Source organism: Nostoc sp. DedQUE12b (genome assembly GCF_034530835.1).
GTDB lineage: Bacteria > Cyanobacteriota > Cyanobacteriia > Cyanobacteriales > Nostocaceae > Nostoc.
In genome coordinates this window covers 64,710-89,446 of the sequence record NZ_JAVRCI010000006.1, presented here as the reverse complement: position 1 = coordinate 89,446, position 24,737 = coordinate 64,710, and the positions used below count along the sequence as shown (strand labels likewise).

Below are 24,737 nucleotides of genomic sequence, written 5' to 3'. Positions count from 1 at the left end.
ATATTGTCTTACTACACCCCAAACCTGCAACCCCACACCCGGTCTTGATGAGGGTTTCAGTACTTCCCGTGAAAAGTCAGACACCCAACACCCCACACCCTTTCATCCAGGAATACCAGGGATTTACGCTTTTCTTAGTGCCATTTATCTCAGATACATTCAAACCAGTTAATTTAGTACGTTGTGACTATGCGATGCGGTCTGCGGTAATCGTAATTAATGTATATTTTTGAATTTAAATAACAAACCCAAATAAACACCCAACAGTATCCTGATTTTTAGAAACAATCTTCTTTTCAGAATTCAATACAATGTTAAAAAATGATAAGTTCTGATTGAACTATCTAAAATTTATTAATACGTATCTATCTTAGGTTATAGTTTATTTACCTTATAAAGATTGATAGTTGATGGTTTTGAACAGCATGAGAACTACATTCATACTGGCCATGTTTTACAAAAAAATAAATCTATATGCATAGACGAGCGCCCTTATCTTTGTTTTTAGGAGTATTAACGAGTTCTAGCTGTTTTATCTTCAGTGTAGTAGCCCAAGTCCCATCTAATTCGCAGCAGTCTTCGACTCGGAGTGAAGCTGAAGCTGCTAGTTGGTTTGAAGCTCATCGCAAGCAGCCAGCCGCTTTACGAGCATTTGTACAGCGAATGCCGAAGGGAGGAGATATACACAGTCATCTAAGCGGGGCTGTGTACGCAGAAAAATATCTGGAGTGGGCTGCCATCGATGGGTATTGTGTGAATCCAAAGATGGGGGCTTTAGTTGAACCTAAGGCCTGCGGTCAGGACAGTAGCTATTTTCCAGCCTCAGAATTGTTAAACCGAACATCTGTTTATGATTCCCTAATAAATCGTTGGTCTACTCGTAACCTCCAATTTGCTGGAAAATCTGGACACGACCAATTTTTTGAGGCTTTTAGTGGTTTTGGGCCAATATCAGACTCTATAAGCCGTCGGGATGATATGGTCGCGTCAGTAGCAAATCGGGCAGCTTCGCAGCATATTACCTATCTAGAGTTAATGCTTACCGTTCAGGGCAGTGAGGTTCGACAGCTAGGGCGTGAAGTTGGTTGGAATAAAGATTTGCAAGAGATGCACCGTCAATTGCTCAAACGAGGATTAACTAAGCTAGTGACACTGGGCAGCCAGCAATTTACACAGTTGGAGCGCGAAGTCTCGAAAACACTCGGTTGCGGTACTCCATCAGCACAGCCTGGATGTGCAGTAACAGTGAGCTATTTGCAGCAAACAACAAGAACAAAGTCGCCCGTTGAAGTGTTTGCTCAGTTAGCTTATGCCTTTGCATTAGATTCATCGGATTCGCGGGTAGTTGGCATCAATCTTGTCGCCCCAGAAGACAACCCGATTGCACTGCGCGACTATACTCTGCAAATGCAAATGCTGCAATTTTTCAAACGCCAATATCCCAATGTCAAGGTCACGCTTCATTCCGGAGAGTTAACCCTGGGTTTGGTTCCGACCGAGGATTTACGTTTTCATATTCGGCAAGCTGTAGAAGTGGCACAGGCATCTCGCATCGGACATGGCGTTGATATTCTTTTTGAGGAGCGTCCCTTCGAGTTGATGGAGCAAATGCGGCGACGCGGCGTGTTGGTTGAAATCTGCCTGACTAGTAATGAGATCATTTTGAATGTACAGGGAGATAACCATCCTTTTAGGGAGTATTGGAAAGCTGGAGTACCAATGACCCTTGCTTCTGATGATGAAGGCATTTCCCGCATCGATTTGAGTCATGAGTATCTGTTAGCAACAACGAGATATGGGCTGGGATATAAAGACCTCAAGCTACTGGCTCGTAATAGCTTAGAATATAGTTTCGCTCCGGGAAATAGTCTCTGGAAGTCGCCTGAGTTTAAGACAATGGTTCCAGCTTGTGCAAGCGATACTCCTGGTGAAACTTCTGTTTCTCAAGGGTGCAGTGCTTTTTTGAACAAGAGCGATCGCGCGCGGATTCAATGGCAGCTAGAATCGGAATTTGCTCGGTTTGAGTCATTGCAGAACTGGCTTTGATTGACTTTCACGAAAAACGTAGAGCAACGAATTATTTCACCGTACCGACAAATTAGAAGTCAAGTTTTTCATACCTGCAAGCTTTACTGCAAACAATACCTTTGCCAAAATTTTTCTAGGCTATTATTTTGGCAAAGGTATTGTTAATTTAGTGTATTTTCTAGATTCCATATTGATTCCCCTCCTATAGCTTTGTCTATACAGGATAAAGACAAACGCAAAAAATTTGAGGTACTTGTGAGGAAGTGCAAGATTATCTCTTCAGTTTCATAGGACTAATAAATTAAGTAATTTAAGTAAAAAATTATACTTTTAAGCTCAAGATTGTCTAGGAATAAACTTATGTATCATTATTATCTTTTTCACAATTTCCTCAAATTGTTTTGGTAAGTTTAAGGTAAAGCCAAAGCATGAATTGTTCTGGTTTTGCAGAACTTAAATAGCTGGGAGAAGAGTTATGGATACTGCTGTCAAATATGACCTAGAAGTTATTAAAGAAGAAGCGCGCCAACTTATTTACAAAGGACTTGTAAGACGTAACCAGCCAATTTATGCTTTGTGTCAGTACATTCCTGGTCGAGATTGGATTTGTGTTGAGCTTGTGCTAGAAGAAAACGACTTTTTACTCAGAGATAAGATTATCGATCTGTTAGGTCGTGAAGACTGGATTGAAGATTGAAACAAAGGCGTGAAAGTTCCTACGAGATTTGCTACTACGGCTAAAGCCTACCGCTATTTTATGCAAGCAGCAGGAATAGAACCGCAGCTAAGACAGATTGTTGCAGACTTAGATGTTGAAGATGTGATTTAGAAGCTGATTTGAAGTCTGCGGTTGATTTTAACCGCGTGATGGTGGCCTTAGGAATTTTCCTCTATCCGCTGCATTTGATTCGTTATGCTGCGCTCACTCACGCACTGGCGCTACTTCGTGTGATGCAAGAAAACCAAGGACAATTGCTACTAAAATCAATGCTGGAACATCCCCGAGGAGGTGTCCACGTTCCACAGGGTCAATCACTGCGTGTATCGCCATGATCAGCCCGTGAACAAAACTCGACCAGACGGTGAACCAGATTAAACTGAGATGCGCTTCTGGTTTTCGAGAAGCCCATAGTAAAAAGACACCGAGCGTCGCATAAACACCAACGATCATCTGTTCATATTCGTATTGACCTGGTTGCCATGACCAACCCGATGGCCATATCTTCATCAAAGGATAGACCAGGAGAAAAGCAATTCCAACAACAACAAGGACAATTTGCAAGTACCGATGCTGCTCATCCATTACTCCAACCTCACAGTATTTTTTCAGGGTAGTTTCTACTAATGGAATACCTAGTTGTAATAATATTCTTGCTAGTGACACTTCAACTTAGGAGTGTTAAAAATCTTGATGTTCCTCGTGTTTTAAAGTTGATCCAACACTGCATCATTTGCAAAGCAATATGCATCATTGACGGTGAATCATAGACTTTTTGCAAAAGTCGGGAAAAGAGGAAGGCGGGGTCTGGTTTGGGCATAAGGGGCGCAAGGCCTTGCGCCCATACGATGGGTGTGGTTCCAATACGGTTTAGGAAAAGGGAAAAAGGTGAATTCATTCAAACCTTTACCCCTTACTCTTTCCCCTTTTCCCAAACCACAACGGATATGAAAAGTGCTTATCCGAAACGTATTAGGTGTGGTTCAACAAGCACTAAGTGAGGCAAATGTTTCCCAAAGTTGTGTTGAGTATTGGTGCATTGCTAGCGATCGCTTTTTTAATTCGGCGGCGTTGCAGCATTTATGCAACGCCGACAAGCTTACCAGTGATAGGCAATATTCTCAACTCGATGATCTTTTTCTTCGGCTTAGGTGTGTTCTGCTTATGGTGGATAAAACGCGATCGCATGACAGTTAAGCACCTCCAAAAGCTCTCTTATAACATTTAACATTCATTATTCTGTAATTTGCATTTCAAAATGCAAATCTACCAAGGGTGATAATGCCTAATGGTACAATAGCAGAAGCATGAAAGCGTGAATACAAAACTCCTCATTTATCCTCAAGAACTCACGTCACTGTTAGCAGAAAACTCATTAAAAACTGTCATTATTGATACGCGAAGTCCAGAAGATTATGGTATCTCTCATATTCCTCAATCCATAAATATTAGAGATTTTTTCACCTATCTTTTAGAGAATTCTTCCCCAGCAGGATTAAAGGAATTGCAAGAGTATTTTGCAGAAATCATGAGCAGGGTAGGAATATCTGGTACAGAACAGTTAATTGTTTATGAAAATGCTTTAAATAAAGGTTACGGTCAATCTTGTCGAGCAGCTTTCTTACTGAAATATTTGGGTTGCGCTCAGGTATCTATTTTACACGGAGGATATAAAGCATGGCTCAAGACAGGATTACTTACTACCGATGAAGTACCGAACCGTGAAAGCAGCATATTTAGATTACATCCCAACGCTGACATAATGGTGACTACCAGCGAGATGTTACAAGCAATTGAAAATCCAGCAATTATTAAATTAGATGTGCGCGATCGCAACGAATGGCTTGGGTTGAGTTCTTCTCCTTACCATCCTGATTTTTGTCCTCGCAAAGGTAGAATTCCTAACGCTGTATGGTTAGAATGGCATCATCTAATGAATTCTGAATCGGAAATTCCCACGTTCCGATCGCCAGATGAAATCCGAGAAATTTGTCAGTCAGTAGGTATTACTTCTGAGTCTATTGTGTACATTTACTGCTTTAAGGGTTCAAGGGCTGCGAATACATTAATAGCTCTTGAAGAAGCAGGAATTTCTGCTAGAAATTATTTTGGCTCTTGGAATGAATGGTCCCGTGATTTTTCACTACCAATTGATAGCAGAGTCATGCAATGAGCGGATAAAGCAATACCCTTGGCTTCCGAATAATGGTAGATTGGGTTGAGGCTGTGAGTAAAATTCTTGCGTCGCAACAGTGCAAATACACTTTAACTTGAGTGCGATCGTTAAACAGTATTACTAAACTAGTATTATTTAAAGCTGCTGAAGTTTGCCATAACCCACCCTCCGGGAAAATCACGGGAGATGATCTTAACAGACTACTACTATTTTATTTGGAGGGTAACATCAAATCGCTGGACAATCGAGCGATCGCCTTCCCAAGATCGCCATTCCTTGAGTTGTAATCTAGCTACCCCTCTAGCTTTGGTTTTGAAGGTAAATATCCGTTTTCCACCAACACCTACGAGCCCATCTGTTGGGCTGCTAGAAAAGGTTGAATTCTGAAGTTTGATCGCATAGGGATCAATTTTTTCGATCTCCCATGTGTATCCCGTGCTTGGATTTTCTGCTAGATTGAGTACAATTACACTGCCACTGCGAACTCTAAAAGTTTTACCTTGGTCTGCCTGGGTAATGGTAAGCGGTGACACTTTCTTCTTTTTAATACATTTGTGGCGATCTACTACCCCAACGACGGTTGGAGTATTGAGATAACTTATAAACCCTTGATTAAGTTCTAAAAGCGTAACCAAAGTTATTGGCATCAACATAAAGAACATTATTCAGCACCAAAAAGATCATAAAATTCATTGACAATGCGTGGCGGCTCTGAATCATCTACCCATTGATTCTGATTCCTGAATTCTTCAATCAAACATCAACATTTATCTGTTCTATCTGTCTAGCGGCTTTATCCCAAAGCTTTGCTGAAGTTTCATCTTGCCAATGAGTTCTCAAATTTTCCGCTTTTTTGTGACATATTCGCTCTAACATTTCTAATATTGCGGATAATGTCAATTTATTAATTAATGATTCTAAAATTTCCATATATTCTTTTTGCATGATAATTACCTCCTTAACTTCATCTGAGTATATGCTGACAAAACCCACTTGTTCTTAAAGGATGTATTAAAATTTATTGTCGAGTGGTACTAATATTCTGCCAGCTTATACACGCAGTTTAACCTATTTTGAATACTCAATTTTGAGAATTTATTTTTAAGAGATGAAAAAACTGTTTAATTTAAATATTTCCTCACAAGTTCCTCAAGTTTTTTATCTAACTTAAAAATAGGGTTGGATAACTAAAAAGTATGAATTGTAATGCGATGGGCTATATTCTACCGGAGGCGATGGCTTCTCTACGAGACGCTACGCAAACGGCCGCCGTAGGCATCGCAATTAGTTACGGTAATGAGTTGCGTTGAGAATCTATAACCTCTTGCTAAACAAGGAATAGAGATAGCAATCGATAAAATAAACCACTTAATCAAAACTGCGAGGAAAGAATTATGCATGAAGTTGGCATGATGCAAAATATTCTTGATGCTGCTGTCAAGCGAGCTAAAGACGATGGCGCTCAACACATTCGTTTAGTACAAATGCGAGTAGGTGAGGCATCTGATGTAGTACCAGATTCTTTGGAGTCTGCCTTTGATGTTGCCAAAAAAGGAACAATAGCGGAAGATGCCAAACTACAAGTCGAGAATGTTCCTGCTGTTTGTTATTGCTCGAATTGCAACATTGAATTTCACCCGACTAACAAACTGAATGAATGTCCAGAGTGTCACCAAGCTTATTGTGAAGTGCATCAAGGCAACGAGTTTGAACTAGCTTTTCTAGAAGTTTCTTAATTTATCGCCTGAATATTACTGAAGTTACCAATCAACTTGCAATACATCAGGCAGATAAAATCAACTGTGTAGTTTCATATTGCCGCGCAAGCCCTCTCTGTTTTGCACGGTACAACACAAAACTCTGATGTCTACTTCCAAGGGAAATAAACTGTCAATCCTTATTATCTAGCTTATGCAGATATCAGCCAGAAAGTCATGGATGAATTTGCTGCGATAACTGGACGACAATATGGGAATGGGCATTGGAAGAGGTAGAGGTGCAAAGAAGAAAGACTTATTGCAACTTCTCCCCTGCTCCCCTTGTCTGGCTCATCTCCCTATTCGCCCTACTCCCTATTCCCCAGTCCCTATTTACTCGAATGCGACTTTTCCGGCATGACTATATTAGTGTGGCTTGCCTTGCCATTTTTGCCGTTATTCTGTGCGTTACCATTGCGGGGATGGATAACACCATAACCACCGTGGTTACGTTCGTAAATTACATTAATCTCTCCAGTTTCAGAATTGTGGAACATATAAAAGTCGTGTCCCACGAGTTGCAGTTGTTCTAGGGCTTCTGCAACGGTCATCGGCGGCATAGAAAAATATTTGGTGCGGACGACTTCGTTGGGCAATTCGGCGGTGCGATCGCCAATTAAATCTGTTACTATCGACTCTGGAATAACAACTTCTGTTGGTTGAGCATGAGTTTTGTGGTCTTGACGCCGTTCTTTATATTTCCGCAGTTGACGGGCAATTTTATCTGCAACTAAGTCAATGCTGGCATATAGGCTCTCGCTGCTTTCTTCGGCACGAATAACGCTACCATTAGCATAAATAGTTACTTCAGCCGCTTGTCTTGGATTAATTCGGGGATTCCGGGCGACGCTAAGATGCACATCCACTTCATTTGTAATGCTTTGAAAGTGACTAACTGCTTTTTCAATTTTTTGATGTACATACTCACGAATCGCATCGGTGATTTCAATATTTTTGCCGTGGATGACAAGCTTCATTTAATACTCTCCCGCTGAATATTTTGGATGTGTGAATTTGCTTTGTATGAAAAGAAATTGCGGTAAGGTTTATTACTCCCGCCAAAACAAATTGTGAACTATATTGTATCTACTGCTGTTAAGCTGTCTCTCAGCTTACTCTATCTGAGGAATTGTCAAGTATACCCTTGGTTTACCTCCTCATCTCTGCGCTGATGTCTAATTGTATATCCAATTAGCACTCTTGAGTGAGGAAATCTAATTGTAGCTTTTATGACTACCTTTTCTTTTAAAGGAATGCTTACAGAACTGTTGATAGTTGCTCCTTCTGTGTTCGATTGAGGTTTGCTTGCTGTTGTTCAAGAATACAAGGCTTTGTGGAAGTTTGATTCTGTTTGAAATGCAAACAATTGTATTAAAGTCATCAGCCAGTACATTCGTCCTTATTGTCTTGGCATAATGCTTATTGCAGAGAATTCCTCCTAAAACCTATTGAGGTTATATATTCAAGCTAGCACTTTGTATTTTCTAATGCATCTTCCCTTGACTTTCCTTTAAAATCCTTTGCAAAGCTTGACAATTGTTGATTCTAATCCTGTAACTTGAAATATATTTAGTTCTTTATACGGTTGAATTTTGGCATGATCCATAGTACTGAACCACAAAAAAACATTTGTTTGCTGTATAATCAAGGAATAATGCCTTACTTGGAAGCTCATGGATGGCAGCGATCGCTCGTCACTGAGCGCATTCATGACCCAAATCTAGATGATGTGTTAATTTTGCTAGAACATCCTGCTGTCTACACTTTGGGACAAGGAAGCAACTCAGACTTTCTCAAATTTGATATTGACCCTTCGGCTGCGCTCAGGGTAAACAGTCAGTATGATGTGCATCGAGTTGAACGAGGCGGCGAGGTTACTTACCATTGTCCCGGTCAACTTGTGGGATATCCAATTTTAAATCTGCAACGTTATCGTAAAGACCTCCATTGGTACTTACGGCAGCTCGAAGAAGTAATAATTCGTGTATTGGCAGTTTATGGATTGCAAGGAGAAAGAATTCCGGCTTTTACTGGCGTTTGGTTGCAAGGGCGAAAAGTTGCAGCTATTGGTATTAAAGTCAGCCGTTGGATTACTATGCACGGCTTTGCATTAAATGTTTGTCCAGACATGACAGGGTTTGAGCGCATTGTACCCTGCGGTATTTCTGACAAACCTGTAGGCAGTTTAGCCGAATGGATTCCAGGTATCACCTGCCAAGAAGTGCGTTTTTATGTAGCACAATATTTTGCGGAAGTCTTTGGCGTGGAATTAGTAGAATCTCAGCCTCAAGATTTTTCTGGTCTGAGTAAATTCAGCTTGTAATATGTAATAAATACTATAGCAGTCCTATTTAAATTGTGAGACACTTATGAGAGTAGTCCATATTTAATACTATCAAAATAACTATTTAATACCCATTTGAAAAAAGAATGTAATAGATACAAGCCTGAGAAACCAAATTAAATCAGACTTTTTAAATTTTGAATTGGTATGACTGCGGTTGTCAAAGCTAAACTCTGATTATTTCTAAATTTTTATACTAACTTTTTACCGCTTTTAAGCACAACTTTGCGCGTGAATTACTCAAATAATCTCCAGATATATGCCCCATCGATAACATTTCTCAGAGAACGTGATTGGACAGCTTTGATAGAACTATTTGATAGAGACGACGGTGATGAAATTGAAGCCGACATCAGCGGTAGTTTATTTTGGCTAATACCTGAACCTTGTTGGGAGGATGATCCCTTTGATTTCTTGCGCGAATATCTTTAATTAGTGCTGAGTGCTGAGTGCTGAGTGGGAAGTAGTGAGTGCTGAGTGCTGAGTGCTGAGTGGGAAGTAGTGAGTAAGGAGTTTCAAGGAAGTCTTTAATTACGAATTACGAATTACGAATTACGAATTATTTGAAGGCGACTTAGGAAAATACGTAGGCGATCGCTTTGGGGATTGGTCAGCACTTCATAGGCTGGGCCTTGTTCTGTCACAATACCTTTGTCTAAAAATATCACCTGATGGGCTACTTCTTTGGCAAACTGCATTTCATGGGTGACAACTACCATTGTCATCCCTTCTGTGGCTAATTGTTGCATGACTTGCAGAACTTCACCGACAAGTTCAGGATCTAGGGCGCTGGTGGGTTCGTCAAATAGCATGATTTGGGGATTCATACATAAACTACGAGCGATCGCTACTCGTTGCTTTTGTCCGCCAGAAAGTTGTTCGGGATAAGCAGAGGCTTTGTCAGATAAGCCAACTTTTTCTAAATATAATCTCGCTAGTTGGGCGCTTTCTTTCGGTGTTTTACCCAAGACTTTACGCGGTGCAAGTGTCATATTTTCTAGAACGCTGAGATGGGGAAACAAGTTGAACTGTTGAAAAACCATACCTACTTGTGTCCGTAGTTCCCGCAGTTGGTTATATTTGACAGTGGGTCGGGATAAGTTGATACCGTTGATTATTAAACGCCCTTTGTCAATGGTTTCTAACCGATTAAAGCAGCGTAGTAGTGTACTTTTACCACAGCCGGAGGAACCGATAACTGCAACGACTTCTCCTCGGTTGATTTCGCCGGTGATTCCTTTGAGGACTTTGAGGGAACCAAAGTTTTTTTCGATATTGTCAAAAAGAATGGCGGGGATGGTATTGTTCATTACTTATATCAAGCTGCTCTACAGTTGATTGTAAGGTTTTTAACGAACCGCAGAGGCGCAGAGAGGGAGAGAAAATAATATGGTTAAATTTGGTTTTGGGCGCTGGTGTGTGGTTGTAGGTTTTAGCTGTTTGTTACTGGCTGGCTGTGCTGTGAACTCTAGCGTGGGGAAAACTTTGCGGGTTGCTACGGAACCAGCATTTCCACCTTTTGAGTTTCAAGGAAAAGGTGGCGAGTTGCAAGGGTTTTCCATTGATTTGATGAATGCGATTGCTTCTTCTGCTAACTTTAAAGTTGATTTTCAAAGTCTGCCTTTTGATGGCATTATCCCAGCTTTGCAAGCCAAAACCGTAGATGCGGCCATTAGTTCGATTACGATTACTGAGGAGAGGGCGAAAACAATTTCTTTTTCCCGCCCTTATTTTAAGGCTGGGTTAGCGATCGCAATTCGCGCAGACAATCAAGATATTACTGGTTTTGACAGTCTCAAAAATAAAAAAATTGCTGTACAAATTGGTACAACCGGGGCTGCAAAGGCTAAAAGTATTCCTGGGGTGCAAATTCGCAGCTTTGATTCTGCGCCGGTAGCTTTGCAAGAATTGCTCAACAGTAATGTAGATGCGGTAATTAATGATGCACCTGTAACTTTATATGCAATTAATACAGGCAATCTTCAGGGAATTAAAGTAGTACAGAAATTGCTGACGGAGGAGTTTTATGGAATTGCTACAGCTAAAAACTCGCCAAATTTGACATTGATAAATGATGGCTTGGATAGGGTGCTGAAAAATGGCACTTATTCCCAAATATACCAGAAATGGTTTAAAGTTGAGCCACCATCACTACCAGCTAAATCACCATTTGAGAATCAAACTAACGCTAGCGCACCTACAATATTAACTTCAATTAGCGTGGTATTGCAGGCTTTTCCAAGTCTATTGCAAGGTGCATTGATAACGTTGCAATTGACGATACTTTCTGTAGTATTTGGTTTAATTGGCGGTTCCTTAATTGGTATTGTTCGCCTTTCTCATATTGCACCTGTGCGTTGGTTGGCGAGGGCGTATGTAGATTTTTTTCGGGGAACGCCTTTGCTGGTGCAAATTTTTATGATTTACTTCGGTTTACCAGCAATTTTACAAGAATTTGGTTTGACATTTTCTTTTGATCGTCTCACTGCTGGAGTAATTGCTTTAAGTTTGAATAGTGCTGCATATATTGCCGAAGTTGTCCGTGCTGGGATTCAATCGATTGAAACAGGACAAGCAGAAGCAGCACAATCATTAGGTTTGAGTTCTGTGCAAACCATGAGGTATGTAATTTTTCCCCAAGCTTTCCGGCGGATGATTCCACCTTTAGGTAATGAGTTTATCAGTTTGTTAAAAGATACTAGCTTAGTTGCAGTGATTGGATTTGAAGAATTGTTCCGCAAGGGACAGTTAATTGTCGCTGATAACTATCGCGCTTTTGAGATATACGCGGGTGTAGCGGTGGTTTATTTATGTTTGACGTTACTTTCTTCACAGGTGTTTAGTAGCTTAGAAGCGTGGATGAATCCGGTTAAACGCCAAAAGAAATACGAGACATAATAATTTTCAGTAGAGTGTGTTACGCCGCAGGTTAACGCACCTGAACAGATGAGATGAAGATGGTGCATTACTCGGTTAACTAATTTGGTATATTAAGTCCTCCGGCTTGAGAAGGGAGATAATATATAGATAGAATGCTCTACAGAGCAAACAAATATGTTATGTCAGCAAAAGATAAATTTCACGACGTTGTAACATTAGATTTCCAAGATAAATATTTTTTATTTTCATCAAGCAAAAATATATGACAATTCTCAATGTTCGTAATTTATCTTTAGAAGAAATTCATCGTCTGTTTGGCTTTAAAAAATATTACAATGACTCATTTTATAACTACTTTAAAAGCATTGGTGATTAAGGCAATATACAAGCCAAGGTAACAATTTATGACTCAAGCCATACCCAAACTAGTAAGCTTTGAAGATTTTGCAGCGTGGCGGCCCGAAGGTGGGAGATACGAATTACATAATGGTGCGATTGTTGAAATGCCTCAACCAACTGGTGAACATGAAGATGTTGTTGGTTTTATAGCTAGAAAACTAACAGTAGAATTTGACCGATTAAATTTACCTTATACAATTCCCAAAACTGCGCTGATAAAACCTTTTAATTCAGTATCAGCTTACTCTCCAGATGTGTTGATATTAAATCGTCCTAATTTAGTGAATGAGCCGCTATGGAAAAAAGAATCAACTGTATCATATCCGGCATCAATTCCCTTAGTAGTTGAGGTAGTTAGTACCAATTGGGATGATGACTACTACACAAAACAAGGTAAGTATGAGGTTATTGGAATTCCTGAATACTGGGTTGTAGATTATCTGGGTTTAGGCGCTAAAAAGTTTACTGGCAACCCCAAACAGCCTACTATGTCTATTTATCAATTAATCGATGGTGAATACCAAGTTACTCAATTTAGAAGTACAGATCGCATCATTTCGCCTACTTTTACAGAATTGAATTTAACCGCCGAACAGATTTTTCAAGCTGGAGGTTTCCCAAGTAGTTAAAATTATCGAGATAGCTTCTTACAACTTGTCTAATTACGAATTAGTATGAGACTACCTTGGGATGAATGGGAAGCAAGTAACCATGAAATAGAACAAGTAGCGAGCAAATTTATCTTTGCTAATTGCTATGACACCCAAAAAGCTAGCATTGTGCTACAAGCACTTTAACGATACCTCTGGAATTTTTGGTCTAAAGAGTAGGATAAATCACGCTTTAAGCAAATTATAGTGTTTTTAGCTAATTTGCTTGAGAACTAACGCCCTAAGCCCGATCGCAATACACTGCACCAAAGCTACGATCGCCATTAATCTCAATCACCATATCAACCACTGTCGCATCTTTTACCAACGGCGTGATAAATAATTCCGGGTGAAGCGATCGCCAAAAATAATTGACAAATTGTTCTATCTCTGCATTGCTCATCCCCGATTTACCCGCAGCGATCATTTGCTGTTCCGCTTGTTTGCGCCACTCCAAAGAACAGCGATAATCGGTTGGATAGAGCAAAATTAAATTGTCTAATCGCTCCCACAGTGGTAGATAAGCATGGAGGCGAAGATTCAGATCGCGGGCAAATGCCTTATCTTCATCTGTAACAATTGGCGGCGGTGCAGTATCAAATACATCTGCGTTAATTGGTCGTACACCCACAAACCAACCTTCAAATAGTACAATATCTACATCCGTCACCATTTGGGAAGTAGTGCGATCGCCAGCACCTGCAAAAGCTGATTTATCAAAGCGTGGAAGCATCACTGGGCTTTGCAACTGGCGAATTTGATCTAGTACATTTAAACCTAAGTCTATATCGTGGGTTCCTGGTGGGCCGCGCCAAATTAAGCGGGGATCTTGCTGTGTTAAAAGCAAGCGATCGCTGTAAGTTTTATATAAGTCATCCAAAGATAAACTCACAGTCCTGTATCCCAAATGATCGAGAATCAAAATGAGAATTTTGGACATTGTGGTTTTACCAGTGCCTTGTCCTCCCAATATTCCTTGAATCAGGGGGCGTCCCAACTGTTGGCGTTGCGATGCTAGTTTGATCCCCAAAGGCAGCCACAAGTCCCACAATACCTGTAACATTTCCTGGGGTAGTACTTGGAGAGTAGCTTGACAGAATTCGCTAAAAGCTGGGAAAACAGATTTTAGTAAATGCGATCGCCTTTCGATCATTTCATCAACATTTTCCAGCGTGATTCCAAAAGCTTTTGCCCTCAATGCATCTGCTAACGCCGCTTCTCTTGCTGACTGCTTCTTTATCTCCTTCATCTCCCACCCTACGATCCCAGCTTAAAGGCTTCGAGAAACAGTCCGTAGATGAAACCAACTTTGAGGAGATTTAATGAATCTACTAAGAGCGATCGCCTTGACAAAAAGCTGCGATGATAAAATATCCTACTGGTAATTTCCGTCAACATCACTAAAAAAGCAGCTACCAGAATGTCTAATTCTGCTCGTTGACCGGCTGTAGTGGAAGCTACGTTTGCCAGAAAAAAACCTAACAAAAAACTAATGATCAGCAACGATAGCCGCCGCCAAGGATTAAAAAACCATTGCCCTAAGCGTGTAGCAATGGCATCGAATAAGTTATTGAGACGAGTGTTTTGCATCACATAGACTTCTGGCGAAAAGTCAAGATATCTTGAAAAATCCTATATTCAAAAGAGGATATTGGTTTTAGCCTCAGCTTGTTTGTTAATATTATAAATATCTGCTGGGCTTCCAGCGTTGATTCAAATTTGCACATCATATCATCTTTAGGGAAGTTTAGTCCCTTAAAAGGGTGCTTATTCTAACGCAAGATGAAATATGCATCTTAAATTTATCTAAGGGTTTGGCAAAAAATGCCTTGTTAGGATCGCTAGTACCGCAAAGCGGAAGTCCGCCCCAACTCTTGGAGACTCTGTGTTTCGACTTTGCTCAACATAAATTCGCGTTCGAGGAAGTCAAAAGTCAAAAGACTGTGATTTTAGGCTTTTTGGCTGTAATAAAACGGTAGGTTTATTCTGCCTAACTGTACTAGTGGTTTCACGAAAGTTTTATTTTTATTTATACAAATGAATTGGCTGGCTCGGTATCTAATTTTCTTGTTTTTATGCAAGCCTACGGTCAAGACACAAAGCAATGGGTATCTTTACCCCTTTTTTGTCAAATATCCAGGAAATTATTTCCTCCGAATATTGTCTAATCAGAATGATACATACAATACATTAGTATCATTCATTTTAGGAAAGTCTATATCAGACTACTTTCTATGATTCCCTTTTGGGATAATAGGCTACTATTTGGTCAAGCCTAAACAAAATATTTATTTCTAATAACTATCAATATGAAATCCTCAGTATATCGTAACCTCGGTATTACAGTTTTTTGCTTGGGACTGCTTGCTGCTCTGGTGGGATGCTTTGGAGTAAGCGTATCCCTTGAGTCCACACCAGATACATCTTCACAACCGCCGACTGAAACTACTCAGTGGGAGACGGCTTCCTCTACACCCGTTTTACCTGAAAAGGGTGTTTCTGCTAGTCTATCAACAGCAACTACCTCAACCAATCAAGTAGAACATAATAATATTGAAGAGAATACTTATCCTGTCTTGGCAGAGCGTGATAAATCAGCTAGTAAAAGTAAGGATCAAGGAACTTTGCGAATGAGCAATCAAACAAATCAGCCTGTACGGTTGGCTCTACTGGCGCGACAGTCGCTCGCAAAAGGCTCTGGGACTAAGCAGGCTAACTATGATGTACCGGCACATTGGGATTTTGCTCCCCAAGAAGGTAGTGAAAAAGGGCTGATTTTATCTCTACCTCAGAATAATTTAAAACTGGAGAAGGGAGATATTTTAGTTGCTTTCGCACAAGATGGTTCCCGTCGTTACTGGGGCCCCTATATTGTCGGCGAAACTCAATTACCTAAATGGAATGCCCAAAACAGAGAATGGCAACTAGTACTGAGTCCATAGTCAATATTTAGTAATTTGAAATGGTGAACCAGCGCTGCGGGAGGGTTTCCCTCCGCAGGCGACTGGTGAACCCGAAGGGTATGTTTATTTCCGCCGTGCTGTACTAGCGTATTGGAGAAGTTTCTTTGGCGACTTAGAACAACTGGCGTTACTGAACAGGAAAAAGTGTAATATTGTTGAATTCAAAACTCCAAAGAACAAAAGATAGATAATCAACGACTATTGAGTAGTGATTGTTGACTATTGACTAATGAGCATGAAATTGAGTGTTAAGCACACTGTTGATCAGTGGTTCAACAAAATAGTAAAGAATCCAGCCCTTGGTGTAACTGTGTCGATTTTGTGGTTGATATTGATTGGCTGGATAGCTTTTGGGTGGAATTTGGGCAATATTGGTTTGATTGATGAGACAGAGCCGCTCTTTGCCGAAGCTTCCCGCCAAATGTTCGTCACAGGTGATTGGATTACCCCATTTTTCAATGGTGACACTCGTTTCGATAAACCTGCTTTAATTTACTGGTGTCAGGCGATCGCATATCATCTGATTGGCGTGAATGAATGGGCAGTACGCCTTCCTTCCGCGATCGCAGCATTCGGCTTAGTTTGTTTAGGTTTTTACACTATCCAGTGGTATCTGCTTAAACAAGAGGAATTAGAGCAAGTTTCACGTCCTACTCGTCGCTACAAAACATCTTTTATAGCAGCAGCACTGATGGCGCTCAATCCCGAAACTATTATTTGGGCGAGAACGGGTGTCTCTGATATGCTGCTCACCGGATGTATAGCATCGGCTTTGTTCTGTTTTTTTCTAGGGTACGCAGGGAAGGAAGGGAGCAGAAGAGCAGAAGAGCAGGAGAGCAGGGGAGCAGAATTAATCACTAATGTCCAATCCCCAATGTCCCATGCCCTATTCCCTAATAAGTGGTACTTAGCTTTTTATGTACTGATTGCTGGCGCAATTTTGACAAAAGGGCCAGTGGGAATTGTTTTGCCGGGGCTAATTGTTGCTGCTTTTTTACTTTACGTGGGTAAAGTGCGAGAGGTGTTGCGAGAAATGCACCTTCTTGTAGGTACACTGATAATTCTCGCTTTGTCAGTGCCCTGGTATGCTTTAGTAATTTGGCGCAATGGCTGGAATTACATTAACTCCTTTTTTGGTTATCACAACCTGGAACGCTTTACAGAAGTAGTTAATGGTCACTCAGCACCTTGGTATTTTTACTTTGTAATCGTGCTGTTGGGTTTTGCACCATACTCAGTGTATTTACCAGCTTCTATAATCAGACTAAAATTTTGGCAGCGATCGCATTGGCGATCCCTTGAACGTTTTCAGCAATTTGGTTTATTTGCCTGGTTCTGGTTTGCTAGCATCTTTGGCTTTTTTAGCATTGCTGTTACTAAACTCCCTAGCTACGTATTGCCTTTAATGCCAGCAGCAGCAATCCTCGTAGCCTTGTTGTGGAGCGACCTTTTTTCGGATACAGAGACACGGCAAACAATTCCTGTTTCCCCCTCTCCCACTCCCCCCATCTTTGCGTCTTTGCTGCGAATAAGTGGTTGGGTGAATGTAGTATTTTTATCAGTTTTGGCAACAGCACTACTCAACATTACCCATATATTAGGTACCGATCCAGCGATAAGTAACTTTCACGAACTAATTGAACAATCTGGTTTACCAGTAATCGCGGGTATAATTTGGCTAGTTTCTGCTGTTTTGGTTGCGGGTTTATTATTGAGCCGCCGCTGGAACTACATTATGAGTATTAATTTAATCGGGTTTGTGGCGTTTGTAATTTTTGTCTTAACGCCTGCTTCGTTCTTTATCGATCGGGAACGTCAATTACCCTTAAGGGAATTGTCTGCGGTCATTTTAGAAGCAAAACAACCAAACGAAGAATTGATCATGCTTGGCTTCAAAAAGCCTAGTGTGGTATTTTACAGCCACATCCACGTAAATTATTTAAAATTTCCCCAAGAGGCTGTAGAGCATATTAAAAACAAGGCTGCTAAAGGACTAAAACCTTCTTCAGTGCTGCTGTTGGCCGAACAGAAAAAGTTTTTGAAAATGGACTTACAGCCAGATGATTACAAGAATTTATCGACCAAGGGTGCTTATAACTTGGTTCGAGTTCCTTTTAAGAAAATGAAAAAAGAAAAAATAGACATATCATAAATTGTCATTGGTCATTAGTCATTTGTCCTTTGAGAATAACTAATGACCAATAACTAATGACCCCGTTAACATTTGTTATTGTAACCATTGACAGCTAAAGCTTGATTGATCTGGCTTAATAGGTCTTCCATTGATATTGATCGCGGTAATATTTGGGTAGCGATCGCACCAACAACAGTTTCTATCGATTCCAAACCATTCTTTTTCTGCTTGTTAATTCCCTTATAAGCTATTCCATCCTGGAAACTGGTTTCTGAGAGATTTAATCGCTGATTTAGTACCAAAATTGGTGGTAACTTTAAAGGCGAATCTCCCAATGTTTTCAGTGCTTTGAGTACATCTTTGTGGATAGAGGTTTCTCCTAAACAAATTAGCAGTAAGTCAACGCTTTCGTGGCGAATTTGTTGCAACACTTCTGCCCAACAAGGACTCATCGCCGCTTTGAAGCCTGCTGTTTGCAGGTATTGAATTAAAGCTTGGAACCACTCAGAACCACGTTCAGCAGTTTCACTACTAATTGAGCAATTTTTTTCTGTCCGATAACCCTTAGCTGGCTTACGTCTTACCTGGGGAAAATCCCGCAGCATTGTTAGATCCACTACTAAGATGTTGGGAGGGCAGCAAATACCAGAAGCAATTTCTAGTACTGATAGTAAAGCATCTGTTTTTTCGGTGCGACTGCTGTTGTCTTTCGCAAATGGTGTTAAGTAAGGAAATACAGATAACCCTGGTATTTTAGAGGCGATTAAGGTAGTTGCAACATCGCAAGTCACCAGTGGTATAGCTGCCAAACGTGGATGTCCAATTAGTTGTTGCAAATAAATTTGGGCGGTGGTACTTTCGACATCTAGCAAAATGACATCAAACTGCCATACCCGTGCCAAAAGTTCTGCCTGATCTAGGTCATCTACTTCAATCACCCGATGTTCTCGAAGTGAGGGGTGGGGATTGACCGATTCTAACTGGGGATTCACCAACCTGAGAATTCGCAGTGGGGTTTTAGTTGGGATAATTGCACTATTATTTAATCCTATCTGCCCAATTGCTTGTGCAGTACATAATTTTTCTAGAACTGGTGCTAAGACCTGATGCTCTACTGGCAAACTTAAGAAACCATCGGCTCGGTTAGCAAATGCTTGCTCCTTTTCGGCTCCTGTGGCCGTGACAATTACAGATATATGACGGGTTGCAGTGTCAGATTTTAGTAAAGTCAGCACATCCCAACCTGAAAGCAGGGGTAGCAACGGATTTAAAAATATCGCTATTGGTTGCAAGCGTCGCGCTTTTTCGACTGCTTCTGTCCCCGATCGCGCAATCACTACCCGATATCCTAAACCTTTGAGTTGTTCGGTCAAGTCTTCAATATATCGGGCTACTGCCTCGACTACCAAGACCAATCGTTGTGAACTCGCAAGATGATGCTGTATGGGCGTACTAACTTGCTGACGAGCGGCTGCGGAGTTTTCCCGTGTCGGTTGATATCGTGTCTCCTCGTCTTCTCTGATTCCCATATCTGGTTCCGAAAAGCCTGTTTTCGGGGGACTGGGCGGCAGAAGTAGGGTAAACTGGCTACCTTTACCTTCACGCGATAAGAAACTGACATCTCCTCCGTGGAGGCGAGCCAAGGCGCGAGTTAATACTAGCCCCAAACCAGTGCCTTCAAATTGGCGGGTAAGGGGATTTTCTAGTTGTTGGAATTTTTGAAAGATTAAGTGTTGCTGGTGTTCGGGAATACCAATGCCTGTATCCCAAACGGTAAAGGCAATCCATCCTTCCCAACGACTGACCCGCAGCCCAATTTCGCCAGATATTTCGGTGAATTTAAAGGCGTTGGAAAGTAGGTGCACTAGCATCTGGCGTAAGCGCAATTCGTCTGCCACCATCTGATCTAAACCTAGTTCAATGGAAAGACAGAATTGCGGAGCAGATGAACGGGCATTTGCAGGTGGCGGGGCAGATGTCGCTTTGGTAGTTTGAGTGTGGATAGCTTTGGCTTCCGAGAGGGCGCGATCGCACACAGCCTGAATTTTCACCGGAGTCAGCGTCAAATCCATTTGTCCCGTCTCCATCCGGGTCAAATCCAGAATGTCATTCACCACACTCATCAGGTGGCGTCCGCTTTGATGAATCAGTCCCGCATAACGGGCTTGACGCTCGTTAAGTTCTCCCAACTGCTGATCCACGAGCAAGCGCGATAATCCTAAAACGGCAGTTAGGGGAGTTTTGAGTTCATGACTAATACAAGCCAAAAATTCGTCTTTTAACCGATTTAGTTGAATTAAATCGGCATTCTTCGCTGCTAGTTCTTTACAAAGCTGCTGCTGTTCAGTGACATCAGTAGCTAAAACCAACCACAAATCAGTGCTGAGTGCAATCTCCTCTGCTGCACTCATCACTTTAAACTCAGAACTATCTAAGGGAATTTTGGCAAACTGCCAGATTCGCTCTTGACCATTTTGTACTTCAACAACGCAGGTACAAGTACCCACCTGACTATCCAAATAGCATCGGCTGTATACAGCATCACCTGATGCTTCTGGTTGAGTCAGTTCATCTTCACCACCATACTCATTCTCCCTACCATTGGGATGAACCTTGATGGCTGGTTGGGTGACATATTCTGCTATATCGGAGCGGTTCGGGGCAAGTATTGCCTCCACCTGTTGCCTAACTCCTTCTGGATCTTTTAAGGTTCCTAATTGCTGCCACCAGGCAGGATTTCGCGCTACCACCTCGCCTGTACCCGTTTGCAACATCAAAGGCCAAGGCAGTCTTTCTAGCAAGTGTACCAGCGGCTGATGTCCTAGCGACTTGGGTTCATTTGGTCTACCATCATACTCATGACGATGCTCACTAGACCTTTGTAATCCACCCAAGCGTGCTTTAGCCAGCGATCGCAACAGGCGTGAACTATCCAGCAGTCCCAAATATCGACCACCAGAGTCAATCAGCGCCCAATCTAACTTTTGGGGTTTTTCGACTTGTGAATCGCACCAGCGCAAGCTTAATCGCTCTACACGCTCCGAAGCTGATATTGTCTGTATTGGCTCAATTAGACCTTGACCCCAGGTAGAGAGCGATTGTTGTAAATTTAGATTTTTATCGTCACTTTGTGCTAATAATTTTGGGATTAAACGGGCAGAATACAGCAATCCAATGGGACATTGCTGTTGATTTACTACTACCAGGCGATCGCACTGCTCTTGCTCAAAAATCTCCAACACCACTGCCAGAGAACTTGTTTGGGGGCAGCTAGGTACGGTTGCCTGAAAGTCATAAAGCGGGTAATCTAGCATTAACATAAGGATTTGGGGGTCATTCTTCCTGTGGAACCCTCCGGCATTTCCATCTGCCAGTTGATGGTCTTTTCGCCTGAAGTCATATCCTTTAAGAAGACTCATATAAGCAACTCTGGTTATTTCAACGCCTTTCAAACAACGGAATTTCCCCTAACGGACACGGGAATTGCAAACGAGTGCATTTTTCCAAGAGGCGACGTTTCTCATTTCTAGCAACTAGCCTCTCCAGTGTCTTACTGGTATTTAAACTCCTCATCGATAGCGACGGCTAAAACAATTATGGCCCCAAAGATTCGCTTTAGAACCTTGAGGAATTATAATGATTTGGAATGCGACAATCCTTTAAGTTCGTTTAAGTATCTTATCAAGGAGCAAAATAAAAAAATCTATCTATTTATATACATAGATATGTAAATCATGAGTTAATTATTGTATCTTGCTATGCCGAAGGATACCTTATCATCAAAGACCTACTAAGTTCTACCAGTTAGTTGCTGCACTAAATTGTTAGGTGCGTAGCACTATCTGCTCTCATAGAGCGTTATTTTGGGGTTAAATCACCATTTGACTGCACACCCAGTATCCCCTTAAAGCGTTAGCTAAACTTATCAGCCCGCGTTTATTGGTCAAGGCGATCGAGGAGATATATTCAAGAATAGATGTTATTACCGATATTGATTCCGCAATTTAATGTGAACAAATGCTTAAATAATCCAGTTGACTTAGCCAACCTAAAAGGTTTGAGTACGTGGGTGGGGCAATTGATGGACGCAATTACTGCCCAATTTTACTACTTACCTGTTGCTGTAACGACCTCTGGAAAAATCAACTATTTACCAAATTGTCCGCCACTCAATCCAAGTAAGGCATACACTAGCAAGTACGTTTATGTATTTGCCAGTCAGATGCAAAAAAGCCAACAGCATTTTCAGGAGATGACTCCAGCAGAAAAACAAGGACTATTAAGACAGCTTAAAATAGATTATAGCCTGATTCTTATAGATTATTTTACCACAGACAAAACACTCAAAGATAAAATTGATAAATTTATCAATACTATATTTTATGCTAATATTCCTGTGCCTCAAATCATCGAAATTCACATGGAGGTAATTGAAGAATTTTCTAACCAGCTAAAATTAGAAGGCAGGAGCAATGAAACGTTACTTGATTATCGGCTAACTTTAATCGATATCTTGGCTCACTTGTGCGAAGTTTATAGGAGTTCAATTTCTAAATAAATTAAGTTTATCGGTGTATATTTCACTTTGAACACACTATTGCTGTTAGTTACTCCCAATGCGCGAACGCATTTGTTATTTTTATGCTCATGAATAGTTATTAACTATATTATATGATTAAAGCCAGAAAAACCTACGTTCTCAAGCTTTACGTAGCAGGAAACACCCCGAATTCAGTCCGGGCATTAAAAACACTCAAAGATATTTTAGAGCAGGAGTTTGAAGGTGTTTATGCTTTAAAAGTGATCGATGTATTGAAAAGTCCACAACTGGCGGAAGAAGATAAAATCTTGGCAACGCCAACATTATCTAAAATTCTGCCTCCACCCGTTCGCAAAATTATTGGGGATCTTTCAGATAGAGAAAGAGTATTGATTGGATTGGATTTGCTCTATGAAGAACTGAGTGAAGAAGATTTTGAAGAGTAAATTTTTAATCATAAAAAATTGAGTCCAAAATTAGTAATAAAAAAACAGGTTTTAATACCCTTTTGTTATCAAGCAATGAGTCAAAACGAGCAAGTAGACCCAAAACAACCACCAATAATTAGGGGTGTCGAAAAAATTCGGACAATGATCGAAGGGTTTGACGATATTAGTCATGGTGGTTTACCAATTGGTAGAACGACCTTGATTAGTGGTACATCCGGCACAGGTAAAACGTTATTCTCTCTTCAGTTTCTTTATAACGGTATCACCTACTTTGATGAACCAGGAGTATTTGTAACCTTTGAAGAATCACCAAGTGATATTATTAAAAACGCCAATATTTTTGGTTGGAACTTGCCCCGCTTAATCGAAGAAGGCAAGTTATTTATTCTTGATGCATCTCCCGATCCAGAAGGCCAAGATATCGTTGGAAATTTTGACCTTTCTGCACTCATTGAGCGTTTACAATATGCCATCCGCAAATACAAAGCTAAACGAGTTTCCATCGACTCAATAACAGCAGTATTTCAGCAGTATGAAGCAATGGGAGTAGTGCGACGCGAAATTTTTCGTTTAGTAGCACGTCTCAAACTACTGAATGTCACAACTTTAATTACTACTGAACGTAGTGAAGAATATGGGCCTGTTGCGTCTTTTGGTGTGGAAGAATTTGTTTCCGATAATGTAGTAATTGTTCGCAACGCTTTAGAAGGAGAACGCCGCCGCCGCACAATTGAAATTCTCAAATTGCGTGGCACAACTCACATGAAAGGCGAGTATCCCTTCACGATTACTAATGAAGGAGTTAACATCTTCCCACTGGGAGCAATGCGCTTAACTCAACGTTCTTCTAATATCAGGGTATCTTCTGGTGTCAAAACCTTAGATGAAATGTGTGGTGGTGGTTTCTTTAAAGATTCAATTATTTTGGCAACAGGAGCCACAGGTACTGGTAAAACGCTGTTAGTAAGTAAGTTTATTCAAGATGGCTGCCTGAATGGAGAACAGGCGATATTATTTGCTTATGAAGAATCACGCGCCCAATTATCTCGTAATGCTTCCTCTTGGGGAATTGATTTTGAAGAATTAGAAGATAAAGGTTTACTCAAAATAATCTGTACCTATCCTGAATCAACTGGTTTAGAAGACCACTTACAAATTATTAAATCAGAAATTGCTATTTTCAAACCCGCTCGGATTGCTATTGATTCTCTATCAGCACTAGCTCGAGGAGTGAGCAATAATGCATTTCGGCAGTTTGTAATTGGTGTGACAGGTTATGCTAAACAAGAAGAAATTACCGGCTTTTTTACTAACACAACCGACCAATTTCTAGGAGCGCATTCGATTACTGACTCTCATATTTCCACGATTACCGATACAATTCTGATGTTACAGTACGTAGAAATTCGCGGAGAAATGTCGCGGGCAATTAACGTATTCAAAATGCGCGGGTCTTGGCATGATAAGGGGATTCGTGAGTATAATATTACTGCTGACGGGCCCGAAATCAAAGATTCTTTCCGAAACTACGAACGGATTATCAGCGGTGCTCCTACTCGCGTTAGTATCGATGAAAAGGCGGAACTTTCTCGCATTGTTAGACGTTTTGAAGACAAACAGAGTTCCGAACCCTAAATTTAGTATCGTAGTATATTCTTTCCTAAGTTTAGTATCGTGCTATATTCTGTGGTGAAGAAAG

Annotated in this window: 23 protein-coding genes and 1 pseudogene; 16 read left to right on the top strand and 8 right to left on the bottom strand. The window is 40.9% G+C overall.

Going from position 1 to position 24,737, the window contains the following annotated elements:
* Positions 1-474: 474 nt before the first annotated feature.
* From RMY16_RS04995 to RMY16_RS04985, 3 genes and pseudogenes are all read left to right on the top strand, one after another.
* Positions 475-2,046, top strand: a complete 1,572-nt coding sequence (locus tag RMY16_RS04995) for an adenosine deaminase (RefSeq protein ID WP_322735419.1) — start codon at positions 475-477, stop codon at positions 2,044-2,046.
* Between the two features lie 457 nt (positions 2,047-2,503).
* Positions 2,504-2,725: a DUF4327 family protein gene (locus RMY16_RS04990; protein WP_322663924.1), complete on the top strand. Its 222-nt coding sequence runs from the start codon at positions 2,504-2,506 to the stop codon at positions 2,723-2,725.
* A gap of 3 nt (positions 2,726-2,728) precedes the next feature.
* A pseudogene (locus RMY16_RS04985) lies at positions 2,729-2,851 on the top strand (PEP/pyruvate-binding domain-containing protein); the annotation flags it as partial.
* Between the two features lie 99 nt (positions 2,852-2,950).
* Here RMY16_RS04985 and RMY16_RS04980 read toward each other — a convergent pair.
* Complete coding sequence (locus tag RMY16_RS04980) at positions 2,951-3,412, bottom strand: DUF6632 domain-containing protein (protein WP_322735418.1); 462 nt, start codon at positions 3,410-3,412, stop codon at positions 2,951-2,953.
* Between the two features lie 340 nt (positions 3,413-3,752).
* Between RMY16_RS04980 and RMY16_RS04975 the strand changes: the two genes are divergently transcribed.
* Positions 3,753-3,974 carry a hypothetical protein gene (locus RMY16_RS04975; RefSeq protein ID WP_322735417.1) on the top strand — a complete coding sequence of 74 codons (222 nt, stop codon included), beginning with the start codon at positions 3,753-3,755 and terminating at the stop codon, positions 3,972-3,974.
* An 87-nt stretch (positions 3,975-4,061) separates the two neighbouring features.
* The gene (locus tag RMY16_RS04970) at positions 4,062-4,919 is read left to right on the top strand and encodes a sulfurtransferase (protein WP_322735416.1); all 858 of its coding nucleotides are present in this window, start codon (positions 4,062-4,064) and stop codon (positions 4,917-4,919) included.
* A 209-nt stretch (positions 4,920-5,128) separates the two neighbouring features.
* Here RMY16_RS04970 and RMY16_RS04965 read toward each other — a convergent pair whose 3' ends face one another.
* Both RMY16_RS04965 and RMY16_RS04960 read right to left on the bottom strand, forming a co-directional pair.
* Complete coding sequence (locus tag RMY16_RS04965) at positions 5,129-5,575, bottom strand: protease inhibitor I42 family protein (RefSeq protein ID WP_322735415.1); 447 nt, start codon at positions 5,573-5,575, stop codon at positions 5,129-5,131.
* Between the two features lie 100 nt (positions 5,576-5,675).
* Positions 5,676-5,867: a hypothetical protein gene (locus RMY16_RS04960; RefSeq protein ID WP_099099305.1), complete on the bottom strand. Its 192-nt coding sequence runs from the start codon at positions 5,865-5,867 to the stop codon at positions 5,676-5,678.
* 449 nt (positions 5,868-6,316) lie between these two features.
* Between RMY16_RS04960 and hypA the strand changes: the two genes are divergently transcribed.
* On the top strand, positions 6,317-6,658 hold the full coding sequence (gene hypA, locus RMY16_RS04955; protein WP_322735414.1) for a hydrogenase maturation nickel metallochaperone HypA: 342 nt from the start codon (positions 6,317-6,319) through the stop codon (positions 6,656-6,658).
* A gap of 350 nt (positions 6,659-7,008) precedes the next feature.
* Here hypA and hpf read toward each other — a convergent pair whose 3' ends face one another.
* Positions 7,009-7,656 (bottom strand): ribosome hibernation-promoting factor, HPF/YfiA family, encoded by a 648-nt coding sequence (gene hpf, locus RMY16_RS04950; protein ID WP_322663914.1) that lies wholly within the window; start codon positions 7,654-7,656, stop codon positions 7,009-7,011.
* Between the two features lie 620 nt (positions 7,657-8,276).
* On the opposite strand from hpf, the gene lipB reads away from it, so the two are divergent.
* Together lipB and RMY16_RS04940 are read left to right on the top strand one after the other, a co-directional pair.
* On the top strand, positions 8,277-9,002 hold the full coding sequence (lipB, locus tag RMY16_RS04945; RefSeq protein WP_322735413.1) for a lipoyl(octanoyl) transferase LipB: 726 nt from the start codon (positions 8,277-8,279) through the stop codon (positions 9,000-9,002).
* Between the two features lie 252 nt (positions 9,003-9,254).
* Complete coding sequence (locus RMY16_RS04940; RefSeq protein WP_322735412.1) at positions 9,255-9,455, top strand: hypothetical protein; 201 nt, start codon at positions 9,255-9,257, stop codon at positions 9,453-9,455.
* 113 nt (positions 9,456-9,568) lie between these two features.
* Here the strand turns inward: RMY16_RS04940 and RMY16_RS04935 are convergent, their stop codons facing one another.
* Positions 9,569-10,333 (bottom strand): amino acid ABC transporter ATP-binding protein, encoded by a 765-nt coding sequence (locus RMY16_RS04935; protein ID WP_322735411.1) that lies wholly within the window; start codon positions 10,331-10,333, stop codon positions 9,569-9,571.
* A 79-nt stretch (positions 10,334-10,412) separates the two neighbouring features.
* Between RMY16_RS04935 and RMY16_RS04930 the strand changes: the two genes are divergently transcribed.
* From RMY16_RS04930 to RMY16_RS04920, 3 genes are all read left to right on the top strand, one after another.
* Positions 10,413-11,921, top strand: a complete 1,509-nt coding sequence (locus tag RMY16_RS04930) for an ABC transporter permease subunit (protein WP_322735410.1) — start codon at positions 10,413-10,415, stop codon at positions 11,919-11,921.
* A 386-nt stretch (positions 11,922-12,307) separates the two neighbouring features.
* Entirely contained in the window at positions 12,308-12,931 is a 624-nt protein-coding gene (locus RMY16_RS04925) for a Uma2 family endonuclease (RefSeq protein ID WP_322735409.1), read from the top strand.
* Positions 12,932-12,976: 45 nt separating this feature from the next.
* Positions 12,977-13,099 (top strand): hypothetical protein, encoded by a 123-nt coding sequence (locus tag RMY16_RS04920; RefSeq protein WP_322663899.1) that lies wholly within the window; start codon positions 12,977-12,979, stop codon positions 13,097-13,099.
* A 94-nt stretch (positions 13,100-13,193) separates the two neighbouring features.
* On the opposite strand, the gene RMY16_RS04915 is transcribed toward RMY16_RS04920, so the two are convergent.
* Together RMY16_RS04915 and RMY16_RS04910 are read right to left on the bottom strand one after the other, a co-directional pair.
* Positions 13,194-14,201, bottom strand: a complete 1,008-nt coding sequence (locus RMY16_RS04915) for a glycerate kinase (RefSeq protein ID WP_322735408.1) — start codon at positions 14,199-14,201, stop codon at positions 13,194-13,196.
* A gap of 8 nt (positions 14,202-14,209) precedes the next feature.
* Entirely contained in the window at positions 14,210-14,542 is a 333-nt protein-coding gene (locus tag RMY16_RS04910) for a DUF565 domain-containing protein (RefSeq protein ID WP_322735407.1), read from the bottom strand.
* Between the two features lie 719 nt (positions 14,543-15,261).
* Between RMY16_RS04910 and RMY16_RS04905 the strand changes: the two genes are divergently transcribed.
* Positions 15,262-15,894, top strand: coding sequence for a hypothetical protein (locus RMY16_RS04905; RefSeq protein WP_322735406.1), 633 nt, complete (start codon positions 15,262-15,264; stop codon positions 15,892-15,894).
* Positions 15,895-16,144: 250 nt separating this feature from the next.
* Complete coding sequence (locus RMY16_RS04900) at positions 16,145-18,067, top strand: glycosyltransferase family 39 protein (protein WP_322735405.1); 1,923 nt, start codon at positions 16,145-16,147, stop codon at positions 18,065-18,067.
* A gap of 65 nt (positions 18,068-18,132) precedes the next feature.
* Here the strand turns inward: RMY16_RS04900 and RMY16_RS04895 are convergent, their stop codons facing one another.
* Complete coding sequence (locus RMY16_RS04895; RefSeq protein ID WP_322735491.1) at positions 18,133-21,369, bottom strand: hybrid sensor histidine kinase/response regulator; 3,237 nt, start codon at positions 21,367-21,369, stop codon at positions 18,133-18,135.
* 656 nt (positions 21,370-22,025) lie between these two features.
* Between RMY16_RS04895 and RMY16_RS04890 the strand changes: the two genes are divergently transcribed.
* The 3 genes from RMY16_RS04890 to kaiC all read left to right on the top strand — a co-directional run bounded on the left by RMY16_RS04890 (position 22,026) and on the right by kaiC (position 24,673).
* Complete coding sequence (locus RMY16_RS04890) at positions 22,026-22,607, top strand: KaiA family protein (protein WP_322735404.1); 582 nt, start codon at positions 22,026-22,028, stop codon at positions 22,605-22,607.
* A 113-nt stretch (positions 22,608-22,720) separates the two neighbouring features.
* On the top strand, positions 22,721-23,035 hold the full coding sequence (gene kaiB / locus RMY16_RS04885; protein WP_069069132.1) for a circadian clock protein KaiB: 315 nt from the start codon (positions 22,721-22,723) through the stop codon (positions 23,033-23,035).
* Between the two features lie 75 nt (positions 23,036-23,110).
* Positions 23,111-24,673 carry a circadian clock protein KaiC gene (kaiC, locus tag RMY16_RS04880; RefSeq protein ID WP_322663886.1) on the top strand — a complete coding sequence of 521 codons (1,563 nt, stop codon included), beginning with the start codon at positions 23,111-23,113 and terminating at the stop codon, positions 24,671-24,673.
* Positions 24,674-24,737 lie beyond the last annotated feature (64 nt).